Origin of the sequence: Shewanella pealeana ATCC 700345 (assembly GCF_000018285.1) — a bacterium.
Lineage (GTDB): Bacteria > Pseudomonadota > Gammaproteobacteria > Enterobacterales > Shewanellaceae > Shewanella > Shewanella pealeana.
In genome coordinates, this window is record NC_009901.1 from 4,408,632 (window position 1) to 4,433,458 (window position 24,827).

The window sequence follows — 24,827 nt, forward strand, 5'->3', positions numbered from 1 at the left end:
ATGCAAATCAACCTGACTGGACACCACGTCGAAATCACCGATTCACTGCGCGGTTATGTAGAAGATAAATTCACAAAGCTTGAACGACATTTCGATCAGATCAATAATGTGCACGTTATTTTGAATGTACAAAAGATGCAACAGATTGCCGAAGCCAAAATCCACCTTAAGAAAGGGGAAGTATTTGCCACTTCGGAACATGCGGATATGTATGCCGCAATTGACTCCCTGATCGATAAGCTCGACCGTCAGGTTATTAAACACAAAGAGAAACTAATTAAACACTAACGATGGAACTAAGTACCATCCTGCAGCCGGAATGCACTACCTGTGCCACTCCGGGCAGTAAGAAAAAGGTATTGGAGTTAATCAGTGATATTGCCGCTGTCCAGTACCCTACCCTTTCTTCACAAGAAATTTTTGAAAGTCTCTTGGCGAGAGAAAAAATGGGTAGCACGGGTATAGGTAACGGTATAGCGATTCCTCACGGAAGGCTGACAAATATAGAGCGCCCTGTTGCGGTTTTAGTTAAGTGTGAAGATCCAATCGCATTCGACGCTATCGATAAACAACCTGTCGACATTCTATTTGCGCTATTGGTGCCTTCCGAGCAGTGTGAGCAGCATTTAGCAACACTGTCTCTAATGGCTGAAAAACTCAACGATAAGGCGGTAGTCAAACAGTTGAGAAAAACCAGTAATGAGTCAGAACTATACCAAGTCATTACCCAGTAACCTCTTACTGAGGTCTTTAGATTCATCACCCACCTAAAAGTAGGTAGTGATAATTTAAAGGCCTAAGTAATTATTACAGCAATATTATTTCTTATAATCATCTGCTCAAATTCTTGCTTTCGGTTTTAAAAAAGTTAATCTATACACTTATACAAAATCGTCACAAACCACAAACATTTAGTTTAACCTCAATCAGGTAGTTATAAGATGAAGCTTGTTTTAGTCTCTGGTCGCTCCGGCTCAGGCAAATCTGTTCTATTAAGAATGCTCGAAGATCTCGGCTACTATTGTGTCGACAACCTGCCTTTACCTATGATGGGTACTCTGCTAAAAGAGCTATCAGGCAACACTAAGCTGGTCGCCATTAGCGTTGATATTCGTAACCTTCCAGAGAAAGAGAGCGAGCTGACCAAGCACCTTACCTTCCTACCGGATGGGGTCGAGCTATTAAGCTTCTTCCTCAACTCTACCGATGAAGTGCTGCTTAAACGCTATAACGAAACACGCCGCCTGCATCCTTTATCTCACGATAATGTATCGCTCAAAGAGGCGATTGAGCTAGAGGGCCGCTTGCTTGAACCGCTTGCTTGAACCGCTTGCCAATATTGTCGATCATTATATCGATACCTCAAGCTTAAACATCTACGATCTTAATGATCAGGTGCGTGAGATCTTACTTGGCAACCTTGATAAAGAACTGATGATCAATTTTGAGTCGTTTGGCTTTAAGCATGGTATGCCAACGGAAGCTGACTTTATGTTTGATGTGCGCTTTCTGCCAAATCCACACTGGGAACCTGAATTGCGGCCGATGACGGGTCTCGATAAACCTGTGCAAGACTTCTTAAATGAACGCCCCCGAGTCAATCAATTTATTCAGCAAATTGAAGGTCTGCTCGAAACTTGGCTGCCCGATCTAGAACGCAATAATCGCAGTTATCTCACCATCGCGATTGGCTGTACAGGTGGCCAACACCGCTCAGTTTATATCACCGAGCGCCTCGCGGCACATTTCAAAAAAGGCAAACATAAGGTCAACGCCCGCCACCGTGAGCTAAACAATGCCAACCATTAAGCGTGAAGTCACCATCTGTAACAAACTTGGTCTTCACGCTCGCGCAGCAACAAAACTGGTTGTTCTAGCCTCCGAATTTGACGCCGAAATCACCATCATTCAAGGTGAAAAACAAGCTTCAGCGACGAGTGTTCTAGGCTTATTAATGTTAGAAACTGGCATGGGCAAGACCGTACAACTCATTGCAACGGGAAGCGATGCCCAAGGGGCGCTCGACGCAATTTGTCAGCTGATTAACGCTAAATTTGATGAAGATAATTAATTCGTAATTTCCTGTTTGATTTCCTGTGTTAGCGCAAACAAATATCCAGTACTTAAGTTATGATAAGCGCCTTTAAAACTACCCTGTGAGGGAGCCATGCCGATTGAAGTCTTAGACAACGAAACAACAGATCAACGCCTCAATCAGCTAACAAAAGCATTGGGCAGCGGTATGTTTGTCCATGTCCGCAATATGTTGCAGGACATGGCTGCTTCAGATATTGCTTTTATTCTCGAATCTTCTCCACCTCGCACCCGTCAAGTGCTATGGCAGCTAATTGACCAAGAACACACAGGTGAAATTCTCGATGAGCTTGGAGAAGAGCTAAAAGATAGTCTGATCACCCAAATGAGTCCTGAGCGTGTCGCCAAGGCGGCCGAAAATATGGACACCGATGACTTAGCCTATATTCTTCGTAGCCTGCCTGACAGCGTATTTAGACAAGTCTTACAGTCGATGACTAAGCAAGACAGAGTTCGTGTTGAGCAAGCTCTGTCATACCCAGATGACACAGCCGGTAGTTTAATGAATACCGACACCGTCACCTTGCGCCCCGACGTCAATATCGATGTGATACTGCGCTACTTGAGAATTCGTGGTGAGCTGCCCGACGCCACCGATATGCTCTATGTTGTCGATAAGCAAGATAGAGTATTAGGCGGTGTACGTATCGCAGACTTACTCACCTGTGACCCTAATGCTTCAGTGCGTGAAATCATGATGTCAGATCTCGAAGCTATCCCGGTAGGCATGTCAGACAGCGAAGTCGCACAGTTGTTTGAGCGCCACGACTGGATGTCAGCCCCAGTTATAGATGAAAACGACAAGCTACTTGGTCGTATTACTATCGATGACGTGGTTGACGTAATTCGTGAAGATGCCGAACATTCCATGATGGGGATGGCCGGTATGGATGACGATACTGACACCTTTGGTCCAGTATTAAAGAGTACCTTTCGCCGTTCACTATGGTTGACCGTTAACTTATTTGCGGCGCTACTCGCGGCGTCAGTCAGTAATATGTTCGAAGGCACAATTGAGCAGTTTGCCACTATCGCGATTCTGATGACTATCGTACCGAGTATGGGCGGCGTTGCAGGTAACCAAACCTTAGCACTGGTTATTCGTGGTATTGCACTCGGTCAAATCGGCCAAAGTAACTCTCGCTGGCTGATTGGCAAGGAGCTTGCCATTGGCTTCCTTAACGGCTTGCTGTGGTCCATTTTAGTTTTTGCAGCTGTTTGGGTATGGAAAGGTGATATCGCCTTAGGAGCCTTGATTGCGGGCGCCATGCTTATCAATATGACGGTTGCAGGACTTGCTGGTGCCAGTATTCCACTCATATTAAAGAAGATGAATATCGACCCCGCACTCGCTGGCGGTATGGTATTAACTACAGTGACCGATGTTATTGGTCTATTTGCCTTCCTCGGCTTGGCGACAATTTTCTTAATGAACTAGCCGCTGAACACTGTGACATAATAAAGGCCGCAAATGCGGCCTTTTTGCTCTCTAATTTATGATGATAATTACTGCTTAAGCGGCGCATCAAAACCGTAATCTGCAAGGATGCTTTGTCCTGACTCAGACAGAATAAACATGGCTAACTTCCAGGCATCGGCTTGAGCATCGTCGAGTACAATCAAACCATAGTTAGCGCCAACCGCTAATGGTTCAGGCATCTGTACTATTTGCAGATCTTGCACCTCTTTTTGCGCCAATACCGCATTAGTACAGTAAGTTAAGAATAGGTCTGCACGCTTGTTTTCCATCACCCAAGCATAAGTGTTACGGCCCTTAGGGGCTTTAGCGCTATTCTCACCGCCAGTGAGCTGCAGTGCTTTATTCTCAAGTTTTGTTTGGGCACCAGCTTGTAACTTGCCCGCTTTGGCGAAAATCTTCCAAGCATAGTCTCCTGACGGATCGGCTTTTGGTGTCGATGTACCCACACGGATATTAGGATCGAGCATAACGGCGAGTAGCCCTTCACTGTCGGTATTGACATTTGGCTGTGCGAGGGCGCACATCTGATTACGGGCAAACATCACCACATTGTCACCTTTTCCTGAAGACTGTAACGTTAGCGGGTGCTTCATATTCGCCGACGCAAAGACTCCCACTTTTTCACCATCCTCGATACGCATTCTCAGCAAACCTGAAGGCCCAAAATCAGCATGCACATCTTTTTGAGCCACTTGCTGATAAGCCATAACAATATCATTCATGGCATTTTTTAAACTGCCAGCCGCTCTTAGCTCAATAGGCTCAGCGTTAACGACAAAAGGTAGGCTTAAAAGCGAAACTAGGATCCATTTTTTCATCATTTTTTCCATGGTTGAAATTAATTATCACGCAGGTGAATTAAAGTGTTAACCAATGAGAAAACATCTGCAGTCGAATAACAATGGCTTAGACTGAGTGTCTTGGAGCAAGAGCTTAACGCCGAGACTTGAGTCACCCCGCCCAAGGGTAGCGAAGACAAAAAGTCCCAACCGTAAAGCATAGCAATCACTACCTGCAGTCGCGTATTTAGAGCTGAAAATAAAAAGCCACCTTATGTAGAAGGTGGCTTTCATTACTCACGCAAGTTAAACAGTTAAGCGTTTGGCATTGGGCTTAAGATAATCTCTACACGACGATTTTCGGCTCGGCCCTGCTTGGTTTCATTGGAGGCGATCGGCTTGGACTCGCCCATACCATGAGAAGCCACACGCTGAGCTGGTACCTTCTGGCGGGTTAGGTAGTTTGCCACTTCACTGGCACGTACTTGCGACAGCCTTAGGTTATACGATTCCGCACCTGAGCTATCGGTATGACCCATCACGTTTAGCTTAGTCTCATCATATTCAAGCGCTACCAGTACCACACTGTTTAACACTTGCTTAGCACGCTGACTCAGGTCGGTTTGATCCACACCAAAAGTCACATCATTTGGCATGTTCAAAATAATATTGTCGCCACTGCGAGTCACACTCACACCTGATGATTGCAGCTGCTTACGAAGCTCGGCTTCCTGCACGTCCATGTAATAGCCAATACCACCACCTAATGCCGCACCAGATGCAGCACCGATCAAGGCGCCTTTAGCGCGGTCACTTTTACTCGATGACGCAACGCCAATCGCCGCGCCAGCGATTGCTCCAATCAAGGCACCGTTAGTCGCTTTGCCATTTTGAGATTCGTTGGTATAAGGATTGGTTGTCTGGCAACCAGACACCAACATGGCGGCGATAAGGCCACCAGCAAGAATAGAACTAGGTTTAACGCTCATATGTACCGCTCCTAACTGCTTTTGCCTGTCACAAAAGCGACTAATAAGTTGTATTTTTTTAGCAGTATATAAACCACAGTGAATTAGACAATGGTCAAGCTACTAAGTGGTTTAAAAATAAGCACTGCGAGAGCATTGATACGCACCGTCAGCGCACCACAATCGTGCATGATGCACCACTTTAGGGCGAAGTTATTAAGAGGTTTTGCCTCAAATTGGCACCACAAGTTTTAACCATCTGAAATATAATGATTTAACGTGTGGGAACAAGTTGGCACAGCTTAAGCATACTCATTATGGAGTACTCACTGACGATAAAAATAATTAATAACAATGCTCAGAGAGTCACGACAGGGCCAAGTTTTAACGCCTTGCCAAGGGAACTCCGTCACCACGCTCAAAGACGTACAAACCACTGATGTCTAGCCATAGAGTTTATAAAGAGAATGCCGATGGAAGCTATGAACCTTAACCTTAAAGTTATTAACGAAGTCAAAAATAACGGCCGTCTATTATCTGACGTAGCCAAAGATTATGGCCTGTCGACTAAAACCGTTTATCAGATTGTTCAAGAGAGTGAGCAGAGAAGCAATAGAGGCTCACTTCCTATTCTAAAACAGACTAAACAACTGAGCTTACGCATTAAACAGCTGCTTAGTCGTCGCTAGATTTAACAGGCTGTACCCTGTTAAGCAGAGGCGGAAAACACTATTTTCGCCTTAACGAAATCAAAAAATTAATGCGCTAACTCTATACAAATAAAATACGCTTAATGTGAATTTCGCCTCTGCACCCCATCACGTGCTGCAATAAAAAAGCGACCCGATTAGAGTCGCTTTATAGTTATCGATACAGGGACAGTATTGGCTAACTGGCTAATAACACCCTGAACTGCTTAGAGAGCTTTTTATCATCTTGGCGACCATACTTGATCAGCAGATCTTCTCTGCCATCACCATTTAGATCCTCCGCCTTTAACATGCCCCCTTCGATAGGTAGTTTCAGCTCATGCTCTTGTGCATCACGACTAAACAACCCATCACCACGCTTACCTAAATAGACTTTCAAGGTCGACTCATCCTCTGACAGCAACAGATCTTTTAGCCCATCACCATTTAGATCCGCAAGCTTGACCACAGGGCTGCCAGCTTGTCCCGAGCTAAAGCTAAAGTTAAGCTCCACCTCTTTTGTCACGTTGGAGTCGTCGCTAAAACGGCCTGTAGAGTCCATCTTAAATAGATGCACATCTTGGTCGATACTGCCCGAAAGCAACGCACCAATAATCTGTGACACACCGATATCAAAGCCTGCGACCATCACCTCATCTTTATCGTCACTGTCGATATCGACAAACTCCAGTCCAGTTAAGGTGCCTTCGGCCCTGATCACACTGCTAGCTTCTTTAGGGAAAACCAACACCCCCTTGTTGTTTTCACCGAGATAGATCTCATAATCGTTTACCCTATCGAATACGCCGCTACTTTTGGTATAGCGGATCACCATATCGGTAACACCATCGGCGTTGAGATCTTTAAGCTGCTCTACCTTACGATAAACAAGCTCGCTTTGATCTAATTGCTCACCAAAGGCGTCGCGTTTATTCCACCAATCGACACCACTAATAGGTTGGCGCACAGAGATAAACTCGGCAATAGGATCGAAGCCTCTAGCTTGCGTCTGCTTATAGACCTCTAACTCGCCCTCACCTATCTTAACGATATCCACCAAGCCATCTAAATTGATGTCAGAGACATAGAGTTTAGATTGGGTATATGTAGCGCCATCATCAAATAATCGAGATTGTGGCTTAATCGGTAGAGTTTGACGCCCAAAGCCTTGTTCACCCGCTAAGAATAGGTGCACCTGATTGAAATCATGGATCAAGATGTCATCACGTAGATCGCCATTAAGATCCTGAATAAAATCACCGCGGCTGATAAAGTCGGGCCGGTCTTTAAAAGATAACGAATTAATCTTGGCCACTGTTTCAATATACAGCTCAGAGCTATTTTCCTTGCTAACTAAGAGCTTGAGCTCGTCTTGAGATAGGAAATACAATTGCTGCAGTTCACCCGCTGTAGACTCTGTTATATCGAAACTGTGTAACTCTTGAGGAAGCTCTCGCTTCATTGCAAGTTGATATTGCCCCTTTTCAAATGCGTAAATAGCCATCCAACGATGACTTAAGCCATCTACACCCAATATCACCAGCTCTTTTCCCGGCTCAGGTAACAGGTCAGCAGCAATGATCGGGTGAGTCAGCTCAAAAGGTGCATCGATAGCCGACTCGGTAAAACTTAATGTCGCCCCCGAGGCCGCCAAAGCCGATAATGGCAATGTAGAACAGAGCAACAAGGCAGCGCCGCCTCCATTTAAAATCGATCTCATATTCGAAAAAATCATCCTAGCCATTACCTCTGCATTATTACTCTAGAGTATGAAACTAGCGGTTTTCGAGCAAGAGTAAAACCACTCGTTAACAGTTTGTAACATAAGCTTGGCTATTATGATAATTATTCAACGGCAACGGCCTTAAAGGTCCAGCGGTTAGCCCCGAACCAATTAATGATAAGCCCTGCCAATATGCCTAGGCTAAAACTAAGCAAGCCAGATAGCGGGCTATTACTTAACACCGTAGAGCATAGATAGAAAACCGTTAAATTCACCACTGCCGCTAAACTTGAAACCGCTGCAGACATCAGCAACTGCTGAGGTTTTGAAACTTGTTTACGCTCGACAAAGGTCCAACTGCGATTAGCTGCCCAAGAAACAATAACGACACAAGCAAAGGCACTGCAGCGAGCGAGCATCAAGGGCTGTTCAAAAACACTGAGCAAACCATAGAACAGCGCAGCATCGAACATGAAAACCGCGCTCCCCACCAGCAGAAAGCGAATGCCTTGGCCATGCTTTAACCATAACGTCTCTAGTTCAGGCACTGGGACTGTAGTTAATTTCGACGACAAAGCAGTAGCCCTCGATACTTATTGCGCGCCACCTCAACACAGCGAGAAAACTGCGGCAGATCTAGTTTGCGATTATCGGCCACTAAGTAAAAATCACTTATTGAGTCCACCTCCTGCAAACTATCTACCTTGTCAGCTTGGCCTGCGCTATAGAAACGCGCCGAAAACGGTTGCTTCTGCCAGTAATAGGTCGGTAAGGCTTCACTGCGCTGTGACAATAACCAGCGCTCACTCTTATCTTTCGCCGTACCTAAGTTCAGTACAACAACTGTAACCAATAGCAGCACAGGTATGCATAAGGCGATAGCATTTAGCCCAGGTAAGCGACTACTCCTCCAGGCTAACCCCAGCAGTAAGGCTAAACCTGGGATCCCCGGTAGAACATAGGCAGGAAGAATATTCCCCGCTAGCGTAAACAGCAGCATAGGGGCAATCATCCAGCAAAAAAGATAGCTAGCTAGACCTTCCCCAGTCTCTGACCCCGTTTCTGTCCCTGTCTCTTTACCTACCCCAGCCTCAACCGCTGTCGCCGCGCTTTTAGACTGCTTAACTAACTTGTAAATCGCTCTAGGCAGAAACAGTGACCAAGGCATCGCTGCGCCAATAAAATACAGCCAGATACTGCCTCTTATCTCGTCATGTGCCGAGCCATAGAGATCCCCTTGCCAGCCACTATCAACGAAGCGAGACCAATGCTCACCCACAATAAAGTAATTTAAAAAACCCGGGGTCGCCCGCTCCGCCATCACATACCAAGGCAGTGTAATCGCTAGCATCAGTAACGTCCCCGTCAGCAGGGGCGTACGCAGCCATAAAAGCCGCCACATCTTTTGCAAGCCATAGTTCCACATCAACCACAGCCCAGTGCCTATGGCGAACAAGACTAATGCCACAGGGCCTTTAGCCAGCAGGCCTATCGCCAGTCCGGCAAAGCCGATATAACCCCAGAGCTTGTCACCTTGCCAGCAAAGATAAAAACCCACCATTGCCAGCGTCATCCCAAGTGTCAGCGCCATATCTGTCATTACCGCGCCAGCACTGATAGTAAACACCACTGTAGAGGCTAAGATGATTAACACCGACATCACAGGTAAACGTAGACCCTTAGCAAAGTAACCCACAACCGCGAGGGTAAACATCGCTGCCAGCCAGTGAGGCAAGCGCACGGCAAACTCATTGCTCCCCAATACAGCTAAAGAGCTCGCACTCATCCAAGTATGCAGGGGAGGCTTGCCCCAAAACGGGACATTGTAATCAAACAGTGGCGTGACCCAATTTCCCGTCTCTACCATCAGGCGCGCCATCTCGCCGTATCGCGCCTCGGTGGTGTCCATAAGTGGATACCAAGGCAATAGTAATAACCGAGTGAGAACCACAATCAAGAGTACCGCTAACCCCTTTTGACTATCGCGCATACTCAACATTATTTAGCCCCCAAGTAACTTACGTTGTCCTGTTTTATATCGCTATTTCTGGCTTGTACTTGAGCTAATGAGTGTCGATAGGCGACCTCTTCAATTAAGTACAGAGGCCTTTGTTTCACCTCGACAAACACTCGCCCTAAATACTCACCAATGAGGCCAAGAGCTAAAAGCTGGATCCCCGCAAGCGCCAACTGCACCACCATCAGTGACGGGTAGCCCGCAACACTGCCGCCAAATATCAAGGTCTGAACCACTATCCAACCACCATAGCCAAAGGCGCATAAGGCCGTTAATACCCCACACCAGGTCGCCAATCTCAAAGGTTTAAAGCTAAAAGAGGTGATGCCATCCATTGCAAGACCGAACAACTTGCCGTAATTCCACTTGGTTTCCCCAATAAAACGTGGGTCTCGGTCAAACTCTAAGGTTTTCTGCGAAAAACCGGGCCAGCTAAACAGTCCCTTCATAAAGCGGTTGCGCTCAGGAAGCGCCTTAATACTATCGATAACCTGACGGCTCATCAGACGAAAATCGCCAACATTTTCTGGCACCGGCGAATCTGAAACCCAATTCATCAGCTTATAAAAACAACCCGCAGAGAAACGCTTAAACCAAGTCTCTCCCAAGCGCTTTCTGCGCTTCATATTGACGATATCGTATCCCGCTCGCCACTGCGCCAACATCTCAGGGAGCAATTCAGGTGGATCTTGCAGATCCGCATCCAGCATGATCACCACCAAACCTCTGGCATGTTCGATCCCAGCTGACATCGCCGCTTCTTTACCAAAGTTACGGCTTAACTTGATACACTGGTATTCATTGTCTACTAGCGGCAATTGACTCACCTGTGACCAAGAGTCATCACTGCTACCGTCATCGACAAACACGATTTCGCTACTATCATCAAGCCTTGAAAGCACCGCAGTTAAGCGTTCAATTAACGGCTTTATCATTTTAGATTCATTAAATAAGGGCACGACGACAGACAGGCAGATTTCGCTATGAGAATTGGTTTGATCGGGTGAGGAGTACGACATGTTTTATCCTGCAATGGCTTATTTTTCCGCTAGCATGCCTAAGTGGAGGTGAACAAAATGTCATTGACATTTTTTCCACATAAAAAGTGGTAATATCTAACCAGCACAATGGGTAACGGCCTATATACAATGACAATTAAACTACTGATTATTGAAGATAACAGCGATGTGGCGGGGATCCTTGGCGATTTCTTTGAAGCTAAGGGGATGGAACTCGACTTTGCCGATAACGGTGAACTCGGACTTTCTCTAGCGCAAGCTTTTGATTTCGACGCGATCATACTCGATCTAATGCTGCCTAAACTCGATGGTCTAAGTCTGTGTAAGGCTCTGCGATCTTTAGGATGTAGCACGCCTATCTTAATGCTCACGGCATTAGATAATAAAAGCGACCTGCTTACAGGCTTTGATTGTGGCGCCGATGATTACCTAGGTAAGCCTTTCGATCTCGATGTTGTTGATGCCCGAGTGCAAGCTTTGATAAAGCGTCACCGTGGCCAAGTGGCCCAAGGGGTGCTCAAGTTTGGCGATATCGAAATCAATATCGCTAAACACCAAGCATCAAGACACAATATGCAGCTTGCGCTCACCCCCATCACTTACCAGATCTTGTTGCTGCTGATAAAGAGCGCCCCCAACATCGTTAAACGCGAGCAAATCATTGAAGAAATCTGGGGACAAACACCGCCGAGTAGCGATATTTTACGCAGTCATATGTACCAGCTTCGCAATCAGCTCGATAAACCCTTTAAGCAGCCAATGCTTGCCACAGTACCTAAAATTGGCTTTAGGCTACAGCTGGGAGAATAGATTTGCTAAAGCGCTTACTCAACCGTGTGCCATCGGCATCTAAATTACCGCAAAAGCTGCTGATCTATTTCAGCAGTATTGCCTTAATGATAGGTCTGACTCTCTATATCTCTATGCTAAGTCTAATGCAGTGGATTGAAGATGAGGTCAACCAACATGAACTCGAGTCCAGCGCTCCCTTTGCCATTAGTCTATTTCAGCAAGGTGCAAAACAGCCATTACAGATAGGTCTGCATGTTGAGGCCTACTATTCAGCAGAGCTCATTCCAGAACAGTATGGTGACTTAAGCCAATTTCCAAACGGGTTTTCAGGAGAAGTTGTCGATCGTGGTGAGAGTGGGCTACTGCACGAGATCTTCAACTTTAACTTGTTAGTTAACGATACCCTTGGTGTCAACAATGAGTTATTCCTCTATCGCAGCGAATTTGAACTCAACGGCACCATGCAGCCTCTCTACCTTATCATGCCATCAGAGAACGTGGAGCTAAGCGATAGTGAATGGCGATCGATAAACCTATTCGTTCTCGGCTTCATCGGAATGCTATTCCTGCTTTTTGGCTTCGCCATTCATAAGCTAAGCCGCAGATTAGTCGAACCTGTGGAGCAACTCAGCAAACAGTTACAATCGCCCGAGATGCACAAGACCTTTAATGTACCGCCACAGTCAGCCGCCGAATTTAGTGAGCTTGCCAATAGCCTCAATGATTATCGCCAACAAAATGAGCAGATGATAAAGCAAGAGCAGGCCTTTGCTCGCTATGCCAGCCACGAGCTGCGCACCCCCATTACCGTCATTAGTGGAGCAGCTAAACTGCAAGAGCACAATAATGCCCCTGAGTTTCAGGCTCGCCAGCGAGATAGGATCCAGCGTGCCGCCTTTGAGATGCAACATACCGTCGATGCATTGCTGAGCATAGTTAAACAGGAAAAAGGCACAGAAAATAATGACTATAGAGCCCTAGAACTCAAAGAAATCGAACAGATAATCGCACCATTATTGCTGTTAGCTAATGCTAAAAATATCCACATTATCCTAGACTTCAAACAAGCGCCGCTAATTAAACCGAGTCCCGCCGTACTCAGGATGCTGCTCAGCAATGTCATTAGCAATGCAATCAATGCCAGTGACTCGGGCGAAATAGCCATCCGCATAGATAAAGAACAGATAGAGATTATCGATATGGGGCGTGGGCTTAGCTCGTCGGAAAACAGGAATGAAGAGGGTCACGGCCTTGGACTGCTGATTGTCGATAGCCTATGTCAGCGTTATCAATGGCAATTTAGCCTTATTGAGATCGCCCCTAAGGGGTGTTGTGCTCGACTCACTTTACCTGTAACCGAAAACAATTAAACACGCCTAAGGTACTCCCCGTTAGTCAGCCCTCAATCTCATTATTGATGGCCTTAGCAATGCGTCGACTGAAAATCACCGACAGATGCAAAATAATGATAAAACGTTTATTGTTGGCGACTCGCCAAAAAGAGCTGGAACTGGGAACAATCGTAAAATCGATAGGCGTCCAATAAGAGTAAAGCTTTACCCCTTCTAAAACCGCTTCCGATCTCGCAAGCTCTGCAAGCAAGGCACTCTTAGGCCTGAGTTGTTTAATGCCTTTTGACGGATAAGGTAGATAAGCTAAGTAACTGCCGTTATGGGGAGTCGATAGGCTGAAAAACTGGCTCACACGCCGCGCCCCACCAAGTTGCTGTAAGTAATAGCGCCCAACAATGCCTCCCATGCTAAACCCCACCAGCACTATGTTAGCGTCGACACCGTACACAGCATCAATTTGTTGGCTCAACTCTTTTGCCGCATGCTCGATGCCATGGCGACCATCAAATGGGCTTATCGTGGGCGAAAAGCATTGGTGACCGGCTTGCTGTAATCGCTTTTGAAGCAAGCGCATCACATGCCCGGTATTAAAAATACCATGCACTAACACCACTTTCATCGGTTTGCTCCTGACAAGACGCTATTACAGCGTACACTTTCAGTGTTTATTTGTGCGCCAATTTCCCCCTAGAGTCAAATCATATCAGCCCATGTGCAGAACTCCCCTAGCCCTATTCTCATCGCCTTATCATCAAGATTGAGGGTATTTATTTGTGCAATTTTGCTATCATTAGCGCCGTCACCTCTGACAGTATTTCAAATGAGCCCAATATTTATGTCGATCACTACATCGGACCCAGCTGCTTTATCTCTTCCTCAAGCATTGGCCCAAGCCATAGCCAAGCGTGCAGATTTCTTACAACAGGCTACTGCGCAGCAAACGGACTGTTACCGACTATTTCACGGTACCGTTGAGGGCTGTAATGGACTCAATATTGATCGCTACGGCAACGCATGGCTCATTCAAAGCTTCCATCAGTCACTAACTGATGATGAGTTAACTGAGGTGACCGAGCAGCTGACTCAACTCGCCGAACTCGCCGTGATCTATAACGATCGTTCAGATAAAAACTCTCGAGTGTTAAACCGATTATCAGAGGAGCGACAAGCCTTTGCCGAGAGCGAGCAGCAGATGCAAGAAAACGGCATCCAATTTACCAGTAAGCTGCGTCATGAAGGCCAAGATCCTCTACTATTTCTCGATATGCGTATCGGTCGAGAATACGTAGCAGCAAATAGCCAAGGCAAGAGTGTATTAAACCTATTCTCCTATACCTGCGGTATTGGCACCGCTGCGGCCGTTGGCGGTGCGACACGCGTGGTTAACGTCGACTTTTCCTCGTTCGCTCTGGCTGCTGGACGTAAAAATGCCGCACTAAACCAAGCTGAAGATGTGTGTGAGTTTATTCAAAGTGACGCTTTCCCTGCCTTAAGACAACTTGCCGGACTCAAAGTTGGCGGACGTCGCAATCAAAAACTGCCAGCCTATCCAAAACTGAGTGCGACTCAGTTTGACCTAGTTTTTCTCGACCCTCCTAGATACGCCAAGAGCCCATTTGGCATTGTCGACCTAGTGAATGACTATCAGGGCTTGTTCAAGCCTGCGCTACTCACCACTAAAGCTGGTGGCACTATCGTGTGCTGTAATAACGTAGCAAAAGTTGATCGCGATGAATGGTTTGCAAGCTTAGTCCGCTGCGTTGAAAAGCAAGGCCGTAAAGTCACTGGCCACACTTGGTTAGATTGCCACGCAGATTTTCCTTCATTTGATGGTAACCATCCACTGAAAATCGTAGCACTGCAACTGAGTTAACCCCGTTCGATTACCTGATAGAAGATAGCGACTCATTGATGACAACCTCTGTTGATGATAGCTATCCATTCCACTGAAAATCGTGGCGCTGCAGCTTAGTTAACCCCGTTCGATTACCAGATAGAAGATAGCGACTCATTGATGACAACTTCTGTTGATGATAGCTATTTATTCCACTAAAAATCGTGGCTCTGCAGCTGAGTTAATTGCAAAATATAAAGACGAATAGATTTAAATCAGTACGATAAAAAACACTACACGGTTAAAAAGGTGGGCTTTAAACCCTCCTTTTTAACCACCTATCAGCCAGCCAGCCCTCAACACCGTATAAACAACCGTTTACTCACTAGCAAATCGCCAATATTCAAGCCCTAACTAGGCCAGTATAAATACTCACTTCTTAACGCAAAACGCCTCCCAAGTTAAGCATAAGCTAATAAAATTAAAAAACATAAAAATCAGCCATATAAAAATAAAATACTCTAAAAATTAGTTTTTTAATTCTCCGTATATAAATTAAACTTTACTTTCCATATTAAAAGCATAAAATCCGCATCCTCAAACCAACATTCAAACCTTAAAAAGTATCATTCTATAGGAGATAGAGGTGGAAAATTCTGCCTACAAACCATATAAAAACAGTACGTTCGTACCTGTTGCTGGTTTATCATTTTTCGCAATTGCATCTGGCTTCTTAATGAGTCTAATTCCACTGTCATTGGCATCATTTGGCATGGATAGCTCATTGGTCGCATGGTTAGCGAGCATCTTCTATTTAGGTATTTTAGTTGGCACAACTTGTATTCAAAATATCGTGGCTAAAGTTGGCCATCGATTTTCTTTAATCTTGTTCTTAGCCATGCTAACTCTGACGATTGTTGCCATGCTTGTCATCCCTACGGCAACTGTGTGGTTAATTGCCCGCTTTATTGCAGGCTTTGCCGTAGCTGGCGTATTTGTTGTGGTTGAATCATGGTTACTCATGGCCGATAGCGCTAAGCAAAGAGCTAAGCGTTTAGGCTTATACATGACCTCACTTTACGGCGGCAGTGCACTAGGCCAGCTGGCGATTGGCCCCTTAGGCGTCAATGGCAACACCCCTTTTTACTGGGTTATCGGCTTATTAATGTTAGCAATCTTGCCCCCTCTTTTAGTTAAAAAGGGTCAGCCAGAGAGTATGGAACATCAGAAAATAAGCTTGCGTGAAGTTAAGAAAATTAGCCTGCCTGCGGTTATTGGCTGTTTAGTGTCAGGCATGCTGTTAGGCCCGATTTATGGCCTAATGCCAAGCTATATTAATGGCCAGTTTGCCAGTAACGAGCGTACTGCATTTTTAATGGCAATCATTATTCTAGGCGGCATGTTAGTGCAGCCTTTAGTGAGCTATTTATCGACTCGAATTAGCAAAAGCTTATTGATGGCGCTATTTTGCTTACTCGGCACTATTGGTATCGTAGGGATTGCCGATGGCACCTCAGTGTCTTTTGTTACCACTTGCTACTTCTTACTAGGCGCAAGTTGCTTTGCCCTTTACCCTATTGCGATTACCCTCGCCTGTGAGACGATGGCATTAGAGAAGATAGTTGCCGCAACCGAACTAATGCTACTTAGCTATAGTGTCGGCTCAGTATTTGGCCCTGTGATTGCAGAGCACAGCAGTACTTCGGCGCACTCGTTGATCACTTACTTAGCCGTAGTGTTAACGACTACGTCAATTTATATGCTAATTAAAAGCCTGCAAAATACCCGCAGTGGCCACACGCCTGCGATTGGCTAACAGCCACTAACTAATACACAAAGCGCAGCGAAAGCTGCGCTTTTGCTATCTATCGCTATGTCAAAAAATCCCCACGTACTACAGGGGGCGATTTTTTAGTGAAAAAGCACTAAAATACAGCCTGTATGGTTTTCCATGATAGATAACCATCATAGTTAGCCGACCCCCTTGCTAGCCATAGCTAGCAAAATTAGTCAGCAAAATTAGTCAGCAAAATTGTCGTCCCAACGCTTTAGAGAACCCAATCAGTGAAATGTGCCCACTTTGATCAGCAGCAGTGTCTTTCTTGCCGCCATATTAAACAATCCATGTCAGTGCAAGTCGCAGCTAAGTCGCAGGTGCTAAGCCAACTTCTGAGTGACTTCGAAGTTGAGCAGTGGCACGAGCCAGTATTTGGCCCAGACAGTGGTTTTCGTAATAAAGCTAAAATGGTCGTACTCGGCGCGGCCCATCAGCCAATCCTTGGGATCGTGACCCCGACAGGTGAGCCAGTAAGCTTATGTGATTGCAACTTGTACCCAGAGGATATGCAGCTGTTGCTGCATCGCTTAGAACAGTTTGTGCGCCAAGCAGGCATACCACCTTATAATGTCGACAAAGCAAAAGGTGAGCTTAAGTTTATTTTGCTGACCCGCAGTCAAATCAAAGGCGAATACCTACTGCGCTTTGTACTCAAGTCTCACAAGTCTATCGAGCGTATTGAACGCGAGCTACCAAAGCTATTAAGCGAGTACCCGCAGATCAAAGTGGTGTCGGTAAACATTCAGCCTGTGCATATGGCCATTCTCGAAGGTGAAGAGGAGATCTTCTTAACCGAAGAGACCCGCTTGTCTGAGCAATTTAACGATGTGCCACTGTTTATTCGCCCAAAAAGTTTCTTTCAGACTCATCCACAAATTGCAGCCAAACTTTACCAAACTGCTCGCGAGTGGGTTGCCGAGCTAAAACCTAGCTCATTGTGGGATCTTTTCTGTGGTGTGGGTGGCTTTGGTCTGCACTGCGCGTCAAAAACGATTCCATTGACTGGCATTGAAATCTCAAGCGAGGCTATTGCCTGCGCCAAAATATCTGCAGAAACCATGGGATTAACTCAAGTGGATTTCACCGCGCTTGATTCGACCGGTTTTGCACAAGGTTGTGATGCCACTGACAAGCCAGATGTGGTCATAGTTAATCCGCCAAGACGTGGCATAGGTGAAAGCTTGTGTCAGTCACTGTCAGATTTTGCTCCTAAAGCCATCTTGTACTCAAGCTGTAACCCACACACCTTAGCTAAAGATTTAGCCAATATTCAGGGCTACCATATTCAAAAGGTACAGCTATTCGATATGTTCCCGCACACGGATCACTTCGAAGTCTTAGTAATGCTAGTTAAGCCTAGTTAACTTCTGATTATCTCCTTGTAATGTCAATAGCACTCAGGCTTAGTTCATTTTGAAGCTAAGCCTACTTCTTCTTTTCTTCGCTCGATTTTCAAACAACAAAAATTCAAGTATCACTTACATTAATCCTTTATAAATTAGTATGATACAATAAACCACCCGCAAAACATGATCCAGTTCACAACAATCCCATCTTCAAACCGGCAAATGTGACTCAACCCAAGATAACGCGTCATATTGTCCAATATGAATATCATTACGCCTTGAAGCTCCTTATAATAATGTCTTTATTATTAAGGATATACTCATGAAAATCAGCGCACGCAACACCCTAAACGGCACTATCAAGTCAATCGAAGAAGGTTCTGTAAACAACGAAGTTGTTATCGAACTAGCACCAGGTGTTGAAATCACTTCAGTTGTAACTAAGAAGTCTTGCGAGCAACTAGGTCTAGTTGTTGGTGGTTCAGCTTACGCTATCATCAAAGCAAGCAACGTAATGGTTGCAGTAGACTAATACTAGTCAACATAAGCAAATGCTTAATAGAAAGCCGCCAACACATGAGTGTTGGCGGCTTTTTTGTTTTCTGTGATTTAAGGTATTAGAGGCCAATAGATATTAGAGACGAATTTATATTACAGGCCTGTCAGCGCACTAATCGAACCTATGATAATCAGAGAGATCCCCGCTAAGATGATGTACTTTACCCGGGTAGCACGTTTATAGGCCAGCAAACCAGCGTACTGAATATCTATGTTCTCAGAGTTTTCAAACCCTCGGCTCAGCGTCCAGCTAAATAGCGTCATACGATCAAAAGAGGAGATAAAACTAGCTTTAGATCCCTGCAAAGAATCCCATAGCGCTCTATCATGCAGCTTTAACACTCGGTTAAGCTCTGGCAAGCCCATAAAGGCTAATCCCAGAAACATAATCATAAAACCTAATGCCAGTACAGCCATAACGTCCTCCCTTGACGAAATACTCTTCTAACATCGGATATTTTTCGACAGATGTAAAGCCGACATTGGTTATCGCACGACTTCCTCAGCTCCTTTGACTGTTTTTACTATTTAATGCTTCTAAAGCTGGCGTATTGCACTTCGCCTGACAACTGAGTCGGAGACATCTTAACTAACCTAGGATCTAAGATGTTGCTCGATGCCGCTTTACCACTGCAACCACAGCCACTAGAAGAGCCACTAGAAGAGCCACTACTGCAACCACAGCCACCACTCGAACCACCACAGCAGCCACCCTTTTTCTCATGGTTTAACGAGGCACGACCTTGGCTCGCATCCACCAAACGGTGATTCAGATCTTTTGCCCTGCAGAGCAATTCGTCCAAGCCCAAAGTATTATCCGCCTGACTCACGCTAATGCCTGCATCGAGCAGCTTTCCTAGCATGCGCTCGCCAATATGCTGCACCACGACGATATCGGTTTTATGGTCGATGATAAGATTCAACATCGCCTTTTTGGCGCTACATCCACCGCTCATGGCTGGATTATCATAACTAGCAATGAGTTGCTGATGCTCATCATAAAAGCTTATCTGTGGAGCTTTAGTAAAGTGAGTCGCCAAACGATCTCGACTCATCGGAATAGCAATGACCATGATTAATCCTTGTTCGCAATTTGGGGAAGTAAAAGCGCTTGACCTTGGGTGACAGCCGTTGCCACTTTTTTACGAGCACTCGCCAATAAATAACCAAAGGTTTGCCGAGAGATCCCCATTAATGCTGCAGCATCCAGTTGACTCATCTTTTGTACATCCCCAAGATTCAGCGCTTCAAACTCATCAGCTTCTAATTGAATCTTCTCAAGCTGAGTCGATGGAATGCCATTGGGTTTGAATAAGCTATAGGGCACGCAGCAGCTTAGATGGCGGCACTTCTTGGGTCTAGACATTAGCAGCTGTTCCCTGACTATTTTGTTGGAATTAACTCGATATAAGCTATGGCTTGCGCTTTCACATTGTTATGCAGCGAATGACTGCAATACTAGTTATTGGCCTACGCCAGTAACTAGTATTATTGAGTATGTATTCGCTGCAAACTGAGGTGGGAATCACACTCAAAAATATTCACCAAGCCTAAATAATTGCTTGTTATATAAACATCGGCTACATAAGGCATAAGATGATTAAATGATTAGCGAGTACACGGCCACTCGATGACTCGATGACAAATAGCGTTGAGCAGGTACTCGTCGTGGGAGATCACCAAGAGAGCTAAGTTGCGACGCTTGGCACTCGCTAGAAGCTGTTGCCAGAATTGGGCTTGAGTCACCATGTCCAGATGAGCGGTCACTTCATCACAGATCAAATACTCAGTGGTCGGCACTAGCGCCCTAATCAAGTTAAATCGCTGCAACTGCCCACCAGATAACTGATTCGGGCGTCTCGTTAACCAGCTCTGCTCTAGACCATATTCTTGCAACAAAGCTAGATAACCATCACCTCTCCAGCTCTCGTTGAGCGATGCCTTTAATGTTAGCCGTGGATTAAAGGCAAACTCACTCTGCTGAATAAGCCATTGCACCGGGTTAGCTTGGTTAGGCAAGATTGTAGGCAGTTCTAGGCGCTCGGCATCGGCCTTAACCATACCCGCAAGTACACTCGCTAACGATGACTTACCCACTCCGCTAGGGCCCGATAGACCCAGCACTTCTCCAGACTGTAAGCTGAGATCGGGAAATGCGATCTTTTGCTCCCCGCGCCGTAAACAAGCATTACGCAGCGTTAGCATCTGTTACTCCCCAATGCTCCGGCAGCGCCGCCCATAAGCTTCTTGTATAGCTATGGCACGCTCCGCTGCGGATATTGGCACTAGTCGTTATCTCAACCAATTTGCCTTCTCTCAGCACTAAGATGCGATCCGCCACAGTAAGAAGCTGCCTTAAGTTATGACTAATCACCATCACAGCAACCCTTTCATTACGTGCTAAGTGACTTAGATGTTGGTAGATCCCTGCGGCCGCAGGTGTATCAAGACCACAACAAGGCTCATCGGCGATCATTATTTCACTGGCCTGCCAGCAAGCCTGGGCCAGCAGTGCACGCTTAGCCATGCCCCCTGATAGTTGATGCCGATAGCAACGAGTAATATCGGCTGCCAACGCAAAGGGCTTTTTGCGTGTCGCCCCTATAGGCACTCGACTTAAGACGTAACTTAGCTGGGAGGAGATCCGCCTTAAGGGATCGAGTACTGACGCCGACTGCGCCGCCAATACTCGTCTGTCCCCGCTCTTGTGCAACACTTGCCCCGTTAAATTAAATCCACTTGGCACTTGCCCTAATAACGCTTGTGCCAGCAGGCTCTTGCCGCTGCCACTGGCGCCCACCACCCCAAGCACTTCGCCCTTAGCGACCGAGAAGCTCAAGGGGGATAATAAACAGATATCGTTCGATGCAATACTGAGTCTATCGACGGTCAGCATGACGCCTCTCCTTTAACATGAGTCTGCGGCCCCTGGCGCAGCGCGACTAACAAACGCTGGGCAATAAAAGACAGCAGCAATAAGCAAACGAGTAGCATTAGCCCCGGGCATACACCCAGCCACCAATGACCAGTTAACACATACTGGCTGGCCTGCGCTAACAGCGCCCCCATAGAGGGATTATCAGGATTTAACCCAAAGCCTAAAAAGGTTAAGGCTGCCATATGAGTCAATGCATGGGGAAATAACAGTAAGCCGCCAATCCACCATTGAGGCAGAATATGCGGCAGCATATGTGTTCGTAGTCGCTGCCATGGCTTGCAGCCAAACTGCTCAGCGAGGCGGTAGTAGGGGGTCGATTGCACTTGCTGCATCTCGAAACGCAGCAGCCGCGTGAGCTTTGGCCAGTGGCTCAGGGCAATGGCGATCACTAAGCCCCCCTCTGCACCACCAAACACTAGCGAAAATAAGATCAGTAGCAGCAGGTGCGGCAGCGACATAAACAGATCCACCAGCAAGTCGACCACCCAACGGCAATAGGGGTGCAACATGGCAAACATCGCCATTGCCAGTGACAAAAGGCTACTCATCAGCACGGCAAGGCCCCCCACATAAATGCTCTGCGCCAGTGCCTGTAAGCTGCGGCTAAACAGATCTCGCCCTAGCCAGTCAGTGCCAAAGGGGTAAGCTATCGAGGGAGCCTGGTATTTATTGAGAAGGTTGAGTTCATCCCCCAACCAAGGCCAGAAAAAGGCTAATATCACTAAGCTTAACAAGCTGAGACTAGCCAAGATAAAACTCGGTTGGCGTAGGGCTTTATACATCATTAGCCTCTAGCATAAAATAACCTGACAGTAGGTTAGCGATCAGGTTGCCACTAAATACCAATAGCGCAGATATTAACGTGCAGCCCATTAATAAAGCCGTATCGCTAGCCAATCCCGCTTTCACAATACCAGCCCCGAGCCCTGGAAAGCTAAATACCGTCTCGGCAATCAAGGAGCCGCCAAACAACTCAGCGATGGTGGCAAACTGCAAGATAATCGCAGGCAGCAGACTATTGCGGATCACATGAAACAACACCACTCTAGATAAGCTATCGCCATGGGCTAAGGAGTACTGCACATAATCTGACTGCAATACATCGATCACCTTCTCCCGAGTATGCAGCATGATCGGCGCCATGCTCACAAGGGTCAATGTCGCGACGGGCAACATCAGGTGTAGCACCATGCTGCCTAACGACTGATCCATAAAGGTCATGCCGATCGGGGCGGCACAGCAAACGGGTGTCAGGCTAAGGCCGATTGAAAATAGGCTGATAAGCAGCATAGCTAGCCAGAACGACGGCATACAGACCATCAACCATGCCAGCTTTTGAATGATGCGATCTAACCAACCGCCGCGATAAATAGCCGCGACTAAGCCAAGCAGATAGCCGAAAACTAATGAGCAGATCCAGCTTAAGCCAATCAATAGCAGTGATAACGGTAACTGCTCTGCAATCACACTCGACACGGGTTGCTGATAGAGGCTTGAGTAACCAAGCTCCCCCTGCATTAAACCCGAAAGCCAATGCATCAAACGCTCACCGACACTTTGATCCAACGCCAACTGGCTCACTAACAGGGATTTTTGCGCTTCTGAGACGGCAAAAACATTGCCGCCAAGATAGGCATTAATCGGATCCAGTGGCGACCAACTTAGCAAAACATAGGCAAACACGACAACGAGAAAGAGCAGCAACAGCAAACGCAGGCCGGTGTGCAATATCGAGGAGGATAAGTTGCTCATCGACTCGGACACTGCCAACGCCACTGCTCGATATTATTGGCAAGCGGCCAACCATGTCCGTGGGCCTCGATGCCTGGTTTGGCAAGATCTAGGCATTCATTCGCCGCATAGAGGTGCTTTAAATTGACTAACCAAGTCCAAGGGCGATCTGCCGCGATCAAGGCTTGTGCCTGTTGCCAATAGGGTAATGATTCAGACCATGACGCTGCCGCCTGAGCGCTATCTAGTGCCCTATCGACCTCTGGGTTGCTATAGTAACCCGAGTTGAAATAGCCTTTGCCCCGACTCGCACTATGATAAACAGCCCTGACCTCGGTGGCACTGTGGCTACCAAAGCCTAACAGTACCGGCTGGCGATGCATCTGTAGATAGATCGCTTCCCAGCTCTTACCTTCAGGTTTTATCTCTATGCCTAACGGCTTAACCATCTGCGCGACCGCCAGCGCCAGCTGTTGACGCACAGTGTCACCCGCGAGGTAATAGAGGGTCATGCTGGCCGCCACCCCATCACGATAACGTCGCCCTTGTTTAACCTGCCAACCGTTTTGTTCGAGTAGCCGCTTAGCCGCAGCGAGATCTGGTTGGCTCGATTGTGTCTGTGCAGGCCCCCAAGGTAAACCATCGGCTATCGAATAGGCTGGAGTGGCAAAACCGTCGAGCAACTGCTGCACCAACACATCACGATCGACAGCCATATCCACAGCTTGACGGATCGCCGCATCGGATGTGACATCGTTGCCTATGTTATCTGCTTGAGTTGCCACCATGGGCCAAGCGATACCACGGTTATCGACGCTATCTATGCTCCACAGCTTGTAGCCCGGCGGTAATATCTTGGCGTAACGCGGTGCGATCGCAGCAAGATCTAACTGGCCAGAACGCAACCTTGCATAACGGCTATCCTCATCACTAAAGGTCACTATGACCTTAGAAAACTCAGGCTTTTGTCCGTAATAGTAAGGGTTCGGCTCCATGATAAGCTGCTGGTTTCTATCCCAGCGCACAAACGCTAGCGGCCCTGAACCAATAGGCTTTAGGCCATATTGAGCGCCATAGCTCGCCTTGGGAACGATAGCTAAATTAACCAAGTTATCAATAAAGGTAATGTCGGCCTGTTTAAGATAGAACTCAACACTGTAGTCCCCCTTGATCTCAACCCGTTCGAGCTGAGTTAAGTCATGCAACGAGGCACTTTGCTTGGCAGTATCGAAGCTAAATTTCACGTCGCTTGCGGTTAACCCAGTGCCGTCATTAAACTTAACTCCTTGGCGAAGATCGACAGACCAGACAAGGCGATCATCACTGAGGCGCCATCGCAGCGCAAGATCGCTCACCAAGGCTAAGGCGTTATCGCGTTTTATCAGGGTCGACTGAAACAATGGTCGATTATATTTACCCCAGCCATAAATAGGATCGAAACCCGTTTCAGGCTCGGCGCCTAAGGCAAGTGTCAGCACTTTATCTGTGCTGGCAACACTCGGTAGGGGCAATAAAGAGATAGATAGAATGAATAGGATTAACGACTTCACAAGTTCACCAACAATCCATTGAGTAATACTATTTTTAGAATCGTCACACTACACCCAATTGTTTAGTAAAACAGCTCCTCAACAAAACTAAATACAGCATCGTTGACCTAGATCAGTTTT

26 protein-coding genes and 1 pseudogene are annotated in these 24,827 nt (G+C 46.5%); 12 read left to right on the forward strand and 15 right to left on the reverse strand.

Annotated features, from left to right (window positions below; translation table 11 throughout):
* The 5 genes and pseudogenes from hpf (at nucleotide 1) to mgtE (ending at nucleotide 3,532) form a co-directional block, all read left to right on the forward strand.
* Nucleotides 1-288 (forward strand): ribosome hibernation promoting factor, encoded by a 288-nt coding sequence (hpf, locus tag SPEA_RS19035; RefSeq protein ID WP_012156814.1) that lies wholly within the window; start codon nucleotides 1-3, stop codon nucleotides 286-288.
* A gap of 2 nt (nucleotides 289-290) precedes the next feature.
* The gene (gene ptsN / locus SPEA_RS19040; protein ID WP_012156815.1) at nucleotides 291-734 is read left to right on the forward strand and encodes a PTS IIA-like nitrogen regulatory protein PtsN; all 444 of its coding nucleotides are present in this window, start codon (nucleotides 291-293) and stop codon (nucleotides 732-734) included.
* Nucleotides 735-941: 207 nt separating this feature from the next.
* Nucleotides 942-1,809, forward strand: a pseudogene (gene rapZ / locus SPEA_RS19045) (RNase adapter RapZ).
* Nucleotides 1,796-2,071: an HPr family phosphocarrier protein gene (locus SPEA_RS19050; protein ID WP_012156816.1), complete on the forward strand. Its 276-nt coding sequence runs from the start codon at nucleotides 1,796-1,798 to the stop codon at nucleotides 2,069-2,071. Before rapZ ends, SPEA_RS19050 begins: the two are co-directional and overlap by 14 nt.
* A 96-nt stretch (nucleotides 2,072-2,167) precedes the next feature.
* Nucleotides 2,168-3,532 (forward strand): magnesium transporter, encoded by a 1,365-nt coding sequence (mgtE, locus tag SPEA_RS19055; protein WP_012156817.1) that lies wholly within the window; start codon nucleotides 2,168-2,170, stop codon nucleotides 3,530-3,532.
* 68 nt (nucleotides 3,533-3,600) lie between these two features.
* Here mgtE and SPEA_RS19060 read toward each other — a convergent pair whose 3' ends face one another.
* Nucleotides 3,601-4,395, reverse strand: coding sequence for a molybdate ABC transporter substrate-binding protein (locus SPEA_RS19060; RefSeq protein WP_041411095.1), 795 nt, complete (start codon nucleotides 4,393-4,395; stop codon nucleotides 3,601-3,603).
* Nucleotides 4,396-4,667: 272 nt separating this feature from the next.
* Nucleotides 4,668-5,342, reverse strand: coding sequence for a YiaD family glycine zipper/OmpA-like lipoprotein (locus SPEA_RS19065; RefSeq protein WP_012156819.1), 675 nt, complete (start codon nucleotides 5,340-5,342; stop codon nucleotides 4,668-4,670).
* A gap of 452 nt (nucleotides 5,343-5,794) precedes the next feature.
* On the opposite strand from SPEA_RS19065, the gene SPEA_RS19070 reads away from it, so the two are divergent.
* Nucleotides 5,795-6,010: a hypothetical protein gene (locus SPEA_RS19070; RefSeq protein WP_041411096.1), complete on the forward strand. Its 216-nt coding sequence runs from the start codon at nucleotides 5,795-5,797 to the stop codon at nucleotides 6,008-6,010.
* A 199-nt stretch (nucleotides 6,011-6,209) separates the two neighbouring features.
* Here the strand turns inward: SPEA_RS19070 and SPEA_RS19075 are convergent, their stop codons facing one another.
* The 4 genes from SPEA_RS19075 to SPEA_RS19090 all read right to left on the reverse strand — a co-directional run bounded on the left by SPEA_RS19075 (nucleotide 6,210) and on the right by SPEA_RS19090 (nucleotide 10,769).
* On the reverse strand, nucleotides 6,210-7,745 hold the full coding sequence (locus SPEA_RS19075) for an FG-GAP repeat domain-containing protein (RefSeq protein ID WP_012156821.1): 1,536 nt from the start codon (nucleotides 7,743-7,745) through the stop codon (nucleotides 6,210-6,212).
* A 110-nt stretch (nucleotides 7,746-7,855) separates the two neighbouring features.
* Nucleotides 7,856-8,308 carry a GtrA family protein gene (locus SPEA_RS19080; protein WP_150102251.1) on the reverse strand — a complete coding sequence of 151 codons (453 nt, stop codon included), beginning with the start codon at nucleotides 8,306-8,308 and terminating at the stop codon, nucleotides 7,856-7,858.
* The gene (locus SPEA_RS19085; RefSeq protein WP_012156823.1) at nucleotides 8,293-9,732 is read right to left on the reverse strand and encodes an ArnT family glycosyltransferase; all 1,440 of its coding nucleotides are present in this window, start codon (nucleotides 9,730-9,732) and stop codon (nucleotides 8,293-8,295) included. The genes SPEA_RS19080 and SPEA_RS19085 overlap by 16 nt, the downstream gene beginning before the upstream one ends.
* On the reverse strand, nucleotides 9,732-10,769 hold the full coding sequence (locus tag SPEA_RS19090; protein WP_012156824.1) for a glycosyltransferase family 2 protein: 1,038 nt from the start codon (nucleotides 10,767-10,769) through the stop codon (nucleotides 9,732-9,734). Before SPEA_RS19090 ends, SPEA_RS19085 begins: the two co-directional genes overlap by 1 nt.
* A gap of 129 nt (nucleotides 10,770-10,898) precedes the next feature.
* On the opposite strand from SPEA_RS19090, the gene SPEA_RS19095 reads away from it, so the two are divergent.
* Together SPEA_RS19095 and SPEA_RS19100 are read left to right on the forward strand one after the other, a co-directional pair.
* Nucleotides 10,899-11,579, forward strand: coding sequence for a response regulator transcription factor (locus SPEA_RS19095; RefSeq protein ID WP_041411634.1), 681 nt, complete (start codon nucleotides 10,899-10,901; stop codon nucleotides 11,577-11,579).
* Between the two features lie 2 nt (nucleotides 11,580-11,581).
* Nucleotides 11,582-12,931, forward strand: a complete 1,350-nt coding sequence (locus SPEA_RS19100; RefSeq protein ID WP_012156826.1) for a sensor histidine kinase — start codon at nucleotides 11,582-11,584, stop codon at nucleotides 12,929-12,931.
* 25 nt (nucleotides 12,932-12,956) lie between these two features.
* Here SPEA_RS19100 and SPEA_RS19105 read toward each other — a convergent pair whose 3' ends face one another.
* Nucleotides 12,957-13,532 carry an esterase/lipase family protein gene (locus SPEA_RS19105; RefSeq protein WP_012156827.1) on the reverse strand — a complete coding sequence of 192 codons (576 nt, stop codon included), beginning with the start codon at nucleotides 13,530-13,532 and terminating at the stop codon, nucleotides 12,957-12,959.
* 216 nt (nucleotides 13,533-13,748) lie between these two features.
* On the opposite strand from SPEA_RS19105, the gene SPEA_RS19110 reads away from it, so the two are divergent.
* The 4 genes from SPEA_RS19110 (at nucleotide 13,749) to SPEA_RS19125 (ending at nucleotide 18,462) form a co-directional block, all read left to right on the forward strand.
* Nucleotides 13,749-14,786 carry a class I SAM-dependent rRNA methyltransferase gene (locus SPEA_RS19110; protein WP_041411098.1) on the forward strand — a complete coding sequence of 346 codons (1,038 nt, stop codon included), beginning with the start codon at nucleotides 13,749-13,751 and terminating at the stop codon, nucleotides 14,784-14,786.
* 607 nt (nucleotides 14,787-15,393) lie between these two features.
* On the forward strand, nucleotides 15,394-16,563 hold the full coding sequence (locus SPEA_RS19115; protein WP_012156829.1) for an MFS transporter: 1,170 nt from the start codon (nucleotides 15,394-15,396) through the stop codon (nucleotides 16,561-16,563).
* 248 nt (nucleotides 16,564-16,811) lie between these two features.
* Complete coding sequence (rlmC, locus tag SPEA_RS19120; RefSeq protein WP_041411099.1) at nucleotides 16,812-17,948, forward strand: 23S rRNA (uracil(747)-C(5))-methyltransferase RlmC; 1,137 nt, start codon at nucleotides 16,812-16,814, stop codon at nucleotides 17,946-17,948.
* 304 nt (nucleotides 17,949-18,252) lie between these two features.
* Complete coding sequence (locus tag SPEA_RS19125) at nucleotides 18,253-18,462, forward strand: TOBE domain-containing protein (protein WP_012156831.1); 210 nt, start codon at nucleotides 18,253-18,255, stop codon at nucleotides 18,460-18,462.
* Nucleotides 18,463-18,581: 119 nt separating this feature from the next.
* Here the strand turns inward: SPEA_RS19125 and SPEA_RS19130 are convergent, their stop codons facing one another.
* From SPEA_RS19130 to SPEA_RS19165, 8 genes are all read right to left on the reverse strand, one after another.
* Nucleotides 18,582-18,905, reverse strand: a complete 324-nt coding sequence (locus SPEA_RS19130) for a hypothetical protein (protein WP_012156832.1) — start codon at nucleotides 18,903-18,905, stop codon at nucleotides 18,582-18,584.
* Nucleotides 18,906-19,012: 107 nt separating this feature from the next.
* The gene (locus SPEA_RS19135) at nucleotides 19,013-19,561 is read right to left on the reverse strand and encodes a NifB/NifX family molybdenum-iron cluster-binding protein (protein ID WP_012156833.1); all 549 of its coding nucleotides are present in this window, start codon (nucleotides 19,559-19,561) and stop codon (nucleotides 19,013-19,015) included.
* A 2-nt stretch (nucleotides 19,562-19,563) separates the two neighbouring features.
* Entirely contained in the window at nucleotides 19,564-19,854 is a 291-nt protein-coding gene (locus tag SPEA_RS19140; RefSeq protein WP_012156834.1) for a DUF134 domain-containing protein, read from the reverse strand.
* 242 nt (nucleotides 19,855-20,096) lie between these two features.
* Entirely contained in the window at nucleotides 20,097-20,693 is a 597-nt protein-coding gene (locus tag SPEA_RS19145; protein WP_012156835.1) for an ATP-binding cassette domain-containing protein, read from the reverse strand.
* Nucleotides 20,677-21,384: an ATP-binding cassette domain-containing protein gene (locus SPEA_RS19150; RefSeq protein ID WP_012156836.1), complete on the reverse strand. Its 708-nt coding sequence runs from the start codon at nucleotides 21,382-21,384 to the stop codon at nucleotides 20,677-20,679. Before SPEA_RS19150 ends, SPEA_RS19145 begins: the two co-directional genes overlap by 17 nt.
* Nucleotides 21,378-22,211 (reverse strand): ABC transporter permease, encoded by an 834-nt coding sequence (locus tag SPEA_RS19155; RefSeq protein WP_223296533.1) that lies wholly within the window; start codon nucleotides 22,209-22,211, stop codon nucleotides 21,378-21,380. The genes SPEA_RS19150 and SPEA_RS19155 overlap by 7 nt, the downstream gene beginning before the upstream one ends.
* Nucleotides 22,201-23,178, reverse strand: coding sequence for an ABC transporter permease (locus SPEA_RS19160; RefSeq protein ID WP_012156838.1), 978 nt, complete (start codon nucleotides 23,176-23,178; stop codon nucleotides 22,201-22,203). Before SPEA_RS19160 ends, SPEA_RS19155 begins: the two co-directional genes overlap by 11 nt.
* On the reverse strand, nucleotides 23,175-24,707 hold the full coding sequence (locus tag SPEA_RS19165) for an ABC transporter substrate-binding protein (RefSeq protein ID WP_012156839.1): 1,533 nt from the start codon (nucleotides 24,705-24,707) through the stop codon (nucleotides 23,175-23,177). The genes SPEA_RS19160 and SPEA_RS19165 overlap by 4 nt, the downstream gene beginning before the upstream one ends.
* Between the last annotated feature and the right edge of the window lie 120 nt (nucleotides 24,708-24,827).